This is a genomic window from Capnocytophaga sp. oral taxon 878 (assembly GCF_002999135.1).
Classification (GTDB): Bacteria; Bacteroidota; Bacteroidia; order Flavobacteriales; family Flavobacteriaceae; genus Capnocytophaga.
On sequence record NZ_CP027229.1, the window covers coordinates 2,783,084 to 2,794,791 of the forward strand.

The 11,708-nt window shown below is 40.1% G+C and carries 13 protein-coding genes; 5 read left to right on the top strand and 8 right to left on the bottom strand.

Features of this window, described 5'->3' with window-relative positions:
* Positions 1-9 precede the first annotated feature (9 nt).
* Entirely contained in the window at positions 10-366 is a 357-nt protein-coding gene (locus C4H12_RS12775; protein WP_106099243.1) for a hypothetical protein, read from the bottom strand.
* Positions 367-509: 143 nt separating this feature from the next.
* Between C4H12_RS12775 and C4H12_RS12780 the strand changes: the two genes are divergently transcribed.
* The 5 genes from C4H12_RS12780 (at position 510) to C4H12_RS12800 (ending at position 4,041) form a co-directional block, all read left to right on the top strand.
* Positions 510-1,034 (top strand): hypothetical protein, encoded by a 525-nt coding sequence (locus tag C4H12_RS12780; RefSeq protein ID WP_106099244.1) that lies wholly within the window; start codon positions 510-512, stop codon positions 1,032-1,034.
* 42 nt (positions 1,035-1,076) lie between these two features.
* Positions 1,077-1,601 carry a hypothetical protein gene (locus tag C4H12_RS12785; protein ID WP_106099245.1) on the top strand — a complete coding sequence of 175 codons (525 nt, stop codon included), beginning with the start codon at positions 1,077-1,079 and terminating at the stop codon, positions 1,599-1,601.
* Positions 1,602-1,757: 156 nt separating this feature from the next.
* Complete coding sequence (locus tag C4H12_RS12790) at positions 1,758-2,744, top strand: DUF3078 domain-containing protein (RefSeq protein WP_106099246.1); 987 nt, start codon at positions 1,758-1,760, stop codon at positions 2,742-2,744.
* 5 nt (positions 2,745-2,749) lie between these two features.
* Entirely contained in the window at positions 2,750-3,340 is a 591-nt protein-coding gene (locus C4H12_RS12795) for a thymidine kinase (protein WP_106099247.1), read from the top strand.
* Positions 3,337-4,041 (top strand): LytTR family DNA-binding domain-containing protein, encoded by a 705-nt coding sequence (locus tag C4H12_RS12800; protein WP_106099248.1) that lies wholly within the window; start codon positions 3,337-3,339, stop codon positions 4,039-4,041. The genes C4H12_RS12795 and C4H12_RS12800 overlap by 4 nt, the downstream gene beginning before the upstream one ends.
* On the opposite strand, the gene C4H12_RS12805 is transcribed toward C4H12_RS12800, so the two are convergent.
* The 7 genes from C4H12_RS12805 to C4H12_RS12835 form a co-directional block, all read right to left on the bottom strand.
* Positions 4,001-5,701, bottom strand: coding sequence for a 1-deoxy-D-xylulose-5-phosphate synthase (locus C4H12_RS12805; protein ID WP_371514464.1), 1,701 nt, complete (start codon positions 5,699-5,701; stop codon positions 4,001-4,003). The genes C4H12_RS12800 and C4H12_RS12805 overlap by 41 nt on opposite strands.
* Positions 5,702-5,740: 39 nt before the next feature.
* Positions 5,741-6,280, bottom strand: a complete 540-nt coding sequence (locus C4H12_RS12810; RefSeq protein ID WP_106099249.1) for a CopD family protein — start codon at positions 6,278-6,280, stop codon at positions 5,741-5,743.
* Positions 6,281-6,305: 25 nt separating this feature from the next.
* Positions 6,306-7,331, bottom strand: a complete 1,026-nt coding sequence (gene hemH / locus C4H12_RS12815) for a ferrochelatase (protein ID WP_106099250.1) — start codon at positions 7,329-7,331, stop codon at positions 6,306-6,308.
* Positions 7,332-7,641: 310 nt separating this feature from the next.
* Positions 7,642-8,973, bottom strand: a complete 1,332-nt coding sequence (gene purB / locus C4H12_RS12820) for an adenylosuccinate lyase (protein WP_106099251.1) — start codon at positions 8,971-8,973, stop codon at positions 7,642-7,644.
* Between the two features lie 40 nt (positions 8,974-9,013).
* On the bottom strand, positions 9,014-10,132 hold the full coding sequence (locus C4H12_RS12825) for a DNA polymerase III subunit delta' (RefSeq protein ID WP_106099252.1): 1,119 nt from the start codon (positions 10,130-10,132) through the stop codon (positions 9,014-9,016).
* A 185-nt stretch (positions 10,133-10,317) separates the two neighbouring features.
* A complete protein-coding gene (locus C4H12_RS12830; protein ID WP_106099253.1) occupies positions 10,318-10,563 on the bottom strand; it encodes a hypothetical protein in 246 nt (81 codons plus the stop codon).
* A gap of 19 nt (positions 10,564-10,582) precedes the next feature.
* Entirely contained in the window at positions 10,583-11,365 is a 783-nt protein-coding gene (locus C4H12_RS12835) for a TerC family protein (RefSeq protein ID WP_106099254.1), read from the bottom strand.
* Between the last annotated feature and the right edge of the window lie 343 nt (positions 11,366-11,708).

Below are 11,708 nucleotides of genomic sequence, written 5' to 3' on the forward strand. Positions count from 1 at the left end.
CAAAGATAATTATATTTTGGTAATATTTAATTCGTCTGCAAAGATATCTATACAACCCACTTTACCGATAAGTTGTATTTGCCAATGCTGGTGCTGTTTTACTTTTTCTTTGCACAAAACAGAAGCAATATACATACTATCTCCCTCATAATTAATAGGATAAACCGATTGTTCTCCTACTGCTACTCTTACATTAAAGCTGCTGGTATTGGAAAAAACCAATTGATACTGCTCTATTTGTTCCTGCAATTTGCTCACTGTTATCACTAAGTCTTGCGAATGTTGTATATTTTTAGCATCAAAATCAAAAGAGATAGTTTGGATTTTGGCATCGGGCAGGAGGTTTATAAAATCTTGTAGGGTCATTATTTTCTTTCTTTACAGAGCAAAAGTAGTGATATTTTGGTAATTAGCAAATTATCTATATCTTTGTAGCCTAAAAAAATGAAAAGGTGTCATCAGTGAGTTATCCCGATTTGCACTTTTCAGCTTATAAAATTAATAAACTAATGAATACACTAAGAAAAGAACTACGCCCCGATTTTGCAACAGCAGAAAAGCTGTATCCGCTTGTACTAAAACGTTTGGAAGACTACGAAGCCTTTCATGATGCCCAAAGTGAAGACACTCCTGAGGAAGTATTTGACAAAGAATACAAGGCAATGAAGCAGTACCTCAGTAAACTCACGGGTAAAGACCTTTCCGATACTTGGCTATGGGAATGGTGGGAAGGCAATGGTATTGAGGCTTTTGCCTTTGATTTGGCAATGCCCGACCCTATAAAGCACAACGACCTCACTCGTGAAGATATTGCTGCTTTTGTGCGTATCATCATAGATAGTGAATTTGAGTGCGAAAACGATTTTCAGGAGGAGTTTATGATGGATATGTTCTACGAAAATCAATACTTTTATAAGTTTTTAGAACTCAACTGTCCGCATTTCGACCCTTCTGTATTCAATACCACCAAGGATAAAAAAGGCAATTATCACGAGCCTACTGTGGAGGAGGTAATGAAAAAAATATGGAAATAGCCTAACCCTTACATATCTATACAAAATAAAATTAATAAACTAATGAATACACTAAGAAAAGAACTACGCCCCGATTTTGCGACAGCAGAAAAGCTGTATCCACTTGTACTAAAACGTTTGGAAGACTTCAAAGCCTTTTGCGAGGCTCAAAGTGAAGACACACCTAAGGAAGTATTTGATAAAGAATACAAGACGATGGAGCAATACCTCAGTAAACTCACGGGTAAAGACCTTTCCGATACTTGGCTATGGGAATGGTGGGAAGGCAATGGTATTGAGGCTTTTGCCTTTGATTTGGCAATGCCCGACCCTGTAAAACACAACGACCTCACTCGTGAAGATATTGCTGCTTTTGTGCGTATCATCATAGACATTGAATTTGAGTGCGAAAACGACTTTCAAGAGGAGTTTATGCCTTATATGTTCTACGCACATCAGTACTTTTATAAGTTCTTAAAAATCAACTGTCCACACTTCGACCCTACTGTGTTCAATACCACAGAGTATAAAAATGGTAAGTATCTCCAACCTACTGTGGAAGGGGTAATGGAGAAAATATGGAGATAAAAGAGTTTATCAGTTATAATACTTTATTTCTATAATTTCTAAAAGCCATTAAAGCATCACGCAAATATAAATTATGATGAGAACATAGTAGGTTTATAGTTGTTAATTGTTCTTTATTTTGTATCTTTGCACCCGAAAAATAACATCTCTTAAGCAATGAAAAAGATAGTAACAATTGTATTTATTATGATAGCTGCGGTAGGCTGGGGGCAAATACGGAAAGCAAAACCGCGTTATGCACCCATCAAATCATCACCAGCTAAGATTATTGAGGATAAGAATGCGCTGAACTTCACTTTTAGTCGTGTAAAACGAGAGCAAGAAAAGTGGTATAAATTCAACCAGGTAAACCTTAATATGAGCGAAATGTCCTTCTCCAATTGGAGTGCCGGAGGCGAAAATTCTATCTCTGCAATTATGAATGCAAAGTTCAGAAGACGCTATAATGAGCGTACTTTTTTCTGGGATAATGAGCTGGAAATTAACTATGGGGTGAATGCACAAAGTGGGCGTGCACCACGAAAAACGGATGATAAACTCTCGTTAATTTCGTCATTTGGGTACAGAGGTAACTCACAATCATTTTGGTATTATACAGCACGTTACCAGTTTCTCTCACAGATGAATAATGGGTATCGTTACCCTAATACAGAAGAGCCTATTTCAAAGTTCTTAGCACCTGCTTATATTACTTTTGGTTTGGGTGCCGAGTATGCACCTTCCAAGATAGATTTTAATTTGTTTATATCTCCTGTAACTCTTAAAACAACAGCTGTACTGGATAAAAAACTATCCGATAAAGGTGCTTTTGGGGTAGAAAAGGGAAAAAAGACAAATTCCGAAGTGGGTTTTTCAGTATCAGGGAATTGGCGTAAAAAGATGATGGAGAATATGCACCTTAGTACTAATTTCAATTTCTATGGTGATTACTTAAAGAAATTTGGTAATATAGATGTAGACTGGGAAACTAATTTGAATTTTAGAGTCAATAATTACGTGCAGGCACGTATAGGGTTTCATATCAAATATGATGATGATGTGAAGTTCTATTCATATAAAGATGGTGCTGGCGTTACACATAATTATGGGGCACGTACTCAGTTCAAGCAGTTGTTAGGTATTGGAATGTCGTATACTTTTTAAAAGAAATGTTTTTAGAAAATACTCTTAATAATACTGAAAAAGCAGGTTGGATAGAGGTTATTTGTGGCTCAATGTTTTCAGGCAAGACAGAAGAGTTAATACGCCGACTGAGAAGGGCACAATTCGCTAAGCAAAAAGTGGAGATATTTAAACCATCATTTGACACACGTTATGATGATACTAATATCGTCTCACATAATGCTAATGAAATACCTTCTACACCAGTAGAGGCTGCTGCAAGTATCCTTTTACTTGCCGATGGCTGCGATGTAGTAGGTATTGATGAGGCTCAGTTTTTTGATGATGAAATAGTAAATGTGTGTAATACACTTGCCAATAATGGGGTGCGTGTAATAGTAGCTGGCTTGGATATGGACTATAAAGGTAATCCTTTTGGGCCTATGCCCTACTTAATGGCTACTGCCGAGTATGTTACTAAAGTACATGCTGTTTGTACACGTACAGGTAATTTGGCTAACTACAGTTTTAGGAAAGTACCTAATACACAGCAGCGTATGTTGGGTGAGGCCGATAGCTATGAGCCACTTAGTAGAGCGGCTTTTATCAAGGCAATACAAAATAATGAACACCAATGATTTGTATAATTGTTGATGATGAACCTATGGCACTACAACTATTAGAAAGTTATGTGCTTAAAACACCTTTCTTGCAGCTTGTAGGTAAGTTTTCTAACGCCATTGATGTACTTGATTATTTTTATAATAGAGGCGATGCTGAGCTTATTTATATGGATATACAAATGCCTGAACTCACAGGCTTACAGCTTTCAAAAAAACTGCCTCCTCATACTCGTATTGTATTTACCACAGCCTTTAACCAATACGCCCTTGATGGCTATAAAGTGAATGCTATAGGGTACCTACTTAAGCCCTTTAATTATGCCGAGTTTTTAGAAACAGCACAAAAAGCTATCCAGTTGGAGAGTTTATCAGCTAGCAAGCCTCTTCAGGCTACTGATGATTATATCTTTGTAAAAGTAGATTACAAACAGGTAAAAGTACTCTTTAGTGATATTTTGTATGTAGAAAGTGTTAAGGATTATATTAGAATATACCTTACCAGTACTGCAGAGCCTCTTCAAACACTAATGAGCCTTAAAAAAATAGAAGAATTACTGCCCCCAGATCAATTTATGCGTGTACATAGGTCATTTATAGTAGCGTTGAATAAGATAGAAATAATGGAGCGCAATCAAATAATATTTGGGAAGCAGCGCATTACCATTGCCGATGGGGTTAAAGAAGACTTTCTAAACAGAATGAAGTTGCCTCACTAAAACTAATATCCTGTGAGATGAAAGTATCGGGGAGGTGAATAGTTTTGAGAGGAATACTATACTGATGGGCAGCAGAAAACTCGGCTATTGCACTTCCTAGGCCGCCAGTACTGCCTTCTTCCACTGTAATAACAGCTTTATAAGTAGTAAAAATATGATGTAGTAGATTTTCATCTAAAGGTTTTAGAAAAATCATATCATAATGAGCATAGCGTGCAGGCGTAGAGCTTGCCGCTATTTTTTTTTCTACTTCGGTAGCTATAGCCCCAATGGATATGATAGCTACCTCGGTACCCTCTGTAAGCAGCTCACCTTTACCTATAGTAAGCTCTTTAAAAGGTTCCTGCGTATTAAAGGCAGAGCAGTACCCGCGTGGGTAACGAATGACAATAGGGTGGGAGAGGGGTAATTGTGCTGTGTATAGCATATTGCGCAGCTCTGCACCATTACGTGGTGCTGCTATAATAAGATTGGGAATAGCACGCAAAAAAGCCATATCAAACACACCGTGATGGGTAGCCCCATCGGCACCTACTAAGCCAGCTCTATCAATACAAAAAACAACAGGCAGATTTTGCAGTGCTACATCGTGGATAAGTTGGTCATAAGCACGTTGTAAAAAGGTGGAATAGATAATACAAAAAGGAATGAAACCTCTTGCAGCCCAGCCTGCGGCGAAAGTAACAGCATGCTGTTCGGCTATGCCTACATCAAATACACGATTGGTGAAGGTGTGTTGTAGGGCATATAGGCCGCTACCACTGCTCATAGCAGGAGTGATAGCTATGGTTTTATTATTTAGCTTGAAGAGTTCAATAAGTGTTTGCCCTACTACATCTTGGTATTTAAGAGGGGTGGCAGAGGAGGTTAGTTCGCCTGTTATTTTGTTAAACTTAGCTGGTGAGTGGAAAGATATAGGATTTGTTTCGGCCTCGGCAAAGCCTTTGCCTTTCATAGTTATTACATGTAGTAGACGCACCCCACGCTCTTCTTTTTCGGTTTGTAGGGCTGTAATGAGTTCTTCCAGATTATGCCCATTAACTACGCCTTTGTAAGCTATATTTAAAGCCTTAAAAAAGGCACTATCAGTAGCTTGAGTTTCACGTAATCTTTTTAGTTCCTTAGTGAAAGCCCCTACAGTAGGATCAATAGCCATACCATTATCATTGAGAATGATAAGCATATTGGCACTAGTAGTACCTGCGTGGTTTAAGGCCTCAAAAGCCATTCCGCTTACCACTGAAGCATCGCCTATGACAGCTATGTGTTGTCTATTACTATTCTCTTCTAAAGCTGAAGCCATAGCCATACCCAATGTAGCCGACAATGAGGTAGAAGAATGCCCTGTGCCGAAGGCATCAAACTCGCTTTCTTCCCGTTTGGGAAAGCCGCTAATGCCACCTTGCTGTCTTATATGTTCAAATTCGGCATTTCGGCCTGTAAGTATTTTATGAGCATAACATTGGTGCCCCACATCCCATACTAGTATATCATCGGGGGTGTTAAACACATAATGTAAGGCAATGGTAAGCTCTACCACGCCAAGGCTTGCGCCTAAGTGTCCGCCCCGAGTAGCAATTACCTCAATAATTCGGTTACGCAAGGTTTGTGCTAAAGCAGGTAGTTCGCTTACAGGTTTATGTCTTAATGCTTCAATCATAATTTCATTAACAAATTAGCCAATATGCTAACTTATTAATTATTTCTTTCCTTTATTTACTAATTTTACTACTAACATAATCAGTGCACCCATAGCTACAAAAGCTACTAAGGCATAGTACCAAAAGCTGATAAACGATCCCTTTAATATAGCGGCAAAAACCACTACAAAAAGAATGATAGTAGCCACCTCATTAAGCATACGCAGTTGTACTGAAGTGAAAGTGATTTCTTCTTTTTGTAAGCGCTTCATTATTCGCCAAGAATAATAGTGATATACATAAAGAAAAACAATAAACAGCAGCTTTACGTGCATCCAACCCTGCTTGATAAGACTTCCCCATTGTTCCCACAACATATATGCCCCTGCAAGGGTCATTAGGATAAGGGCTGGTACGGTAATGATATTCCATAAGCGTTCTTCCATAAAGCTAAGTTGCTTGTGCAATATAGAACGCTCGGGTTCTGGTTTTTCCAACGCTTCGGTGTGGTAGATAAAAAGTCGTACCATATAAAAAATCCCAGCAAAGTAGCTTACGACGAAAATAATATGTATACTTTTGGCAATAAAATAGTCCATTTTATTAATTGTTGATTACTGTTTTCTAATTATCAATAGAAGTGTTAATCCATTTTGAAAGGGCTTGTACCCAAAGAGGTGAATCATTCAAACAAGGTATCATCTTAAACTCTTCTCCTCCATTTTCATAAAACACCTCGCTGCCAGCTATCTCTATCTCTTCCAACGTTTCGACACAATCGGCAACAAAGGCAGGTGTAATTATAGCGAGCCGCTTTACTCCTTTTTTTGCCAATTCGGCAATCTTATCGGTAGTGAAAGGTGTAAGCCATTTATCTATACCCAAGCGAGACTGAAATGACTGTGAGTAGCTGCCTTCTTCCAAGCCCAGCTTTTCTGCCAATAAGCGTGTGGTTTCAAAGCAATGGCTGCGGTAGCAGAGGGCTCCTTCGGTACTGTAAGGATCGCAACAACTTACCCCCTCTTTTATATGCTTGTGGGCAGGGGTAGGAGTAGTTTTGCGCAGGTGTCGTTCGGGGACACCGTGATAGGATAATAGCAAATGATCGAACGGAGCGGTAGCAGCGTGTTCTTTCACTATAGCTGCTAAAGCCTCAATGTATTCGGGGCGATGGAAGAAAGCTGGAAACTTGTGGAGTTTCATTGAGGTAAAGCGTTCTTTTATCAGCTTTTCGGCTAGTACCTCAATAGTTTCGGTAGTAGCCATAGCATATTGGGGGTACAGCGGTACAAGCAGCACCTCGGTAACGCCTTTAGCGTGCAAAGCCTCCAATCCGCTCTCAATACTTGGATTCCCATATCGCATAGCCATTACCACTGGAGCTGACACTTCAGCCTGTACCTTATCGGTAAGCCTTTGGCTAATGACTATTAAAGGAGATCCTTCCTCCCACCATATCTTTTGGTAAGCTTTACTAGTTTTAGGCGGACGCACGTTAAGGATGATGCCATTAACTAGCAAATAGCGCAGCCAATAAGGTAGGTCGATAACGCGCCCATCCATTAAAAATTCTTTTAAATAGGATTTAATATCCTTTACAGCAAATGAATTAGGCGACCCTAAATTCACAAGTAAAATTCCCTTTTGCATTCTAATTTGTTAAAACGAGGCAAAGGTACTAATTTAATTTGTATAAATAGGGTTTCTTATATAGAAAAATCTTATAGCTAAAAAACAAGCCTAAAAAGCCTAGCTTTATTCTGTACTTTTTTTGATAAGGCTATCAATTTGAATCCTATATTAAAAGATTTATGTGCGCCAAAGGATAGAGGAAAGAGCCTTACAGCCTGAATGAAGAATGCTTGGCAAGGGGGATATTATATAAGAAACTGTTTTCGAGGTGCTGAAAGAACACCAAGAAAACAGTTTTGTAGAAGTTAATAATATTGCCTAAATATGTTTAAATTCCTGTGTAGTTTTCGGGGGTAATAGCTTTAAGTTCAGCTTTTACTGCGTCACTTACTTTCAGGGTATCAATAAATTGGGCAATGGTTTCGGCAGTGATAGCTGTATTGGTACGGGTGAGCGCTTTAAGAGCTTCATACGGATTGGGGTAGCCCTCACGGCGCAAGATAGTTTGAATAGCCTCGGCTACTACAGCCCAATGGTTGTGAAGGTCTTCCCGTATTTTATCCTCATTGAGTAGTAACTTATTCAGTCCTTTTAGGGTAGATTGCAGGCTGATAAGGATATGCCCGAAAGGCACTCCTACATTGCGTAATACAGTGCTATCGGTAAGGTCACGTTGTAATCTTGATACGGGCAATTTGGCAGCTAAATGCTCTAATAAAGCATTGGCGATGCCTAAGTTACCTTCGGAGTTTTCAAAATCAATAGGGTTTACTTTGTGAGGCATAGCTGAAGAACCTACTTCGCCTGCTTTTATTTGCTGTTTGAAGTAATCCATTGAAATGTACGTCCATATATCACGATTGAGATCTATAAGGATTGTGTTGATGCGCTTAAGGGCATCAAAAAGAGCTGCTAAATGGTCATAATGCTCTATCTGTGTAGTGGGGAATGAGTGGTGTAGTCCTAATATACTTTCGACAAAATGGGTGCCAAAGGCTTTCCAGTCGGTAGTAGGGTAGGCTACTTTATGAGCGTTATAGTTACCGGTAGCCCCTCCAAACTTAGCGGCATAAGGTACTGCTAATAGGGTTTTGAGCTGCTCTTCCAAGCGGGTTATAAACACCTGAAACTCCTTACCCAAGCGAGTAGGAGATGCAGGCTGACCGTGGGTGCGTGCTAGTAGCGGAACGTTTTGCCACTCGGCTACTAAGCTGTATAGCTTATTGAGAAGCTGCTCGGTAGCGGGTAAATATACTTGTGCCACGGCTTCTTTTATGCTAAGAGGTATGGCTGTGTTATTGATGTCCTGTGAGGTGAGCCCAAAGTGAATGAATTCTTTAAAGGGCTCTAAGTGTAAATAGTCAAAGGCTTCTTTTATGAAGTACTCGACAGCTTTTACATCGTGGTTGGTGGTTTGTTCTATTTCTTTTACTTGTAAGGCCTCTTCTTCACCAAAGTTTTGGTATAGTTTTCTCAGCTCGGCATATCTTTCTTTGGGGAAAGATGCTAATTGGGGCAAAGGCAGTTCGCAGAGGGCTATAAAGTACTCTACTTCTACTTTTACACGATAACGAATCAGTGCCATTTCTGAAAAGAAAGGCACAAGGGCAGCCGTTTTGCTGGCATAACGCCCATCGATGGGGGAAATTGCGTTTAACATAAACTCTGAAAATTAGCAAATTAGCAAATTATTTTGTTACCTATTTGGAGTGTAGCAAGCGGGTGAGCTTGATGGCTAAATCGGTAAAGATGACTTTGCCGTTACCATTACGCTCGACGTGCAGTTGTGCTTCTTCAATAAGTTGGTATATGGCTTCGATGTTATTGCCGTGAATGAAAGGGGCAAAGCGCTCTAACTGAAAGCTAGGGTCGGTGAACTGGATGTATACCAAATTGCTTGCCTTGTAGTTTAGCAATAATGCCTGCCTGAAAACTTCGGCACAATACTGCAAAAACTGTTTTTGAGCTTCGCGCCCTACGGTGTTAATCTCATCACTCCACGCTAGTAGTCCTTGTATGGCGGCTTTGTTCCCTTTGGCGCGGTAGGCGCTGCGTACCCAAGCTATGAACCAACGCTCAAAAAGGGCGTCTTCTCCTTCTTTATTGTCCATTAGTTGGAGTGCTTTGTTATAGTTGCCTTGTGCGCGTAGGGCTATTTTGGTAGCTTCGGTTTCGGGTACGCCACGAGAGATAAGAGCGCCTCGGATGGCGTTCTCACTTAGGGGAGGGAAGCGCAGTATTTGGCATCGGGATTTGATGGTATCGAGCAGGGCGTTTTCATCTTCGACTACTAATATGAAAACTGTTTTCTCGGCTGGTTCTTCGAGTAGTTTTAGCAGCTTATTGGCAGCTTCGAGGTTCATTTTTTCGGCCATCCAAATAATCATCACTTTATAGCCACCTTCAAAGGATTTGAGGGCGAGCTTATTGGTGATTTCTTTGGCTTCGTTGACGCCTATATTGGCTTGTTTTTTTTCGATTCCTAAGAATGTGAACCAATCGAAGAGGGAGCCGTAGGGCTGTTCCTTTACAAAGGTGCGCCACTCGTCCATAAACAATGAGCTTACGGGGTCTTTCTTTACCTTATCGTTGGTGGAGGTGGGGAAGGCGAAGTGGAGGTCGGGGTGGGCGAGTTGTGCGCACTGTGCGGCTGCCTTGGGGTTGGCTTGTGATAGGATAAGCCCAGCATAGGCAATCGCCATAGGGAGGGCGCCTTGCCCTTCGGCAGCTACAAACAGCTGTGCGTGGGGGATTCGGCCAGCGCTAACACTTGCTTGTAAATAGTTTTTTATGGTATCGTATCCTAAAATATTGTCCATTGTTAAGGTGTATGGTGTTAGGAGTTAGTAGGTTTTTAGTAAAGCAATGGTAGGGAGAATAGTACTGCCCCTAACAAGAATAGTATTGCTAAAAAGTGAATTACAAAACTATTTTTTCAGAATAGGCATTTGATTTATTTCTTCTTATCCAATAGGTGAGTGTTTCATCAAGATTATCAATAGCATTATCTGTCCAAAATAATTCCATGTTTTTCTTGTATTAATTTGTGAACTTCTGAAGTATGCTTGTAAAGTCCTAATCTTTTTTGCTCTTTAGATTTCTCTATATTTTCTATATCTTCTGCCGACAAATTGTAGTAGAAATCATCGTTTTCTAGAACTGTTGTTTTTATTTTAAACCTATCAAACAAAGGTTGGAACAACAATAAATCGGCATTGTTGAAAATTATTTTAAGTGTTGTTGTGTCCATTGTATTAAACTTTTAAGTATTAGTTATTGTTTTTTTTTCGCATTCTCATATTGAGGAACTCAACTCCTAATGAGAAGGCGATGGCAAAGTACAAGTAGCCCTTAGGTACCGCCCCTACGGTTTGCCCAGCGAGTACGGCTTCGGAAAGGTGCATACTCTCGGTGATGAGCATAAAGCCGATGAGTATCAGGAATGAAAGGGCTAATATTTGTATTGAAGGATTGCGGTTCACGAAGTTGCCTACGGGGTTGGCAAAGAGCATCATTATGGCTACTGAAAGCACGACTGCTGTAATCATTAGGTACAGAGCGCCGTTAATTCCATTGGTCATACCTACGGCGGTGAGGATACTATCGACTGAGAAGATGATATCGATGAGTAGTATTTGTATAATTGTACCGCCAAATGAGGCGTGCTGGCGAGCTTGAGGCTCATCGGACTGGGTAACGTGTTCGATATGGTTTACTTTGGCGTGGATTTCTTTGGTAGATTTGTACAGCAAGAAAATACCACCGGCGAGCAATATGAGAGCCTGTCCGTTAAAATGAGCTGAGAACCAGCCCCAATCGAAACTGATGAGGGGGTCTTTTAACTTTATAAGGTAGGATACGCCTAAGAGCAACCCTATGCGCATAAACATAGCTAAAAAGAGCCCTAAGCGGGTGGCGCCTTTGCGCTGATGCTCGGGCAGCTTACCGGTAACTATTGATATAAATATCACATTATCAATCCCTAAAACTATTTCTAAAAAGGTTAGGGTAATGAGCGCCACAAGGGCATCGGCTGAAAAAAGGAATTCCATTTATTAAATCTTTAGTTTTTAGAGTGCAAAAGTACAAAATAAATATCAATTAGCAAGATTTTTTACTTAGTTTTTGTGGAGGTTGTATTGGGAGGGCTAATTCTTTTTGGGGGAGGCTATTGGACAAGGGGAAAGAAGAGAGTTGCGGGGAGGAGCATTGGCTATTGACAGTAATAGGGAGGAGGGGAGGGGAGATGAAAATAATGCAATGTTTTGGCGATTTGGTTGCGAATTATGCAATGGAAGGTGTGGGGTGAATACAACTGATAATCAGCAAGGTAATGTTTATCCTTCGTTTATAGTTCGTTTATCCTTCGTTATAAGTTCGTTTAAGGTAGGTGAT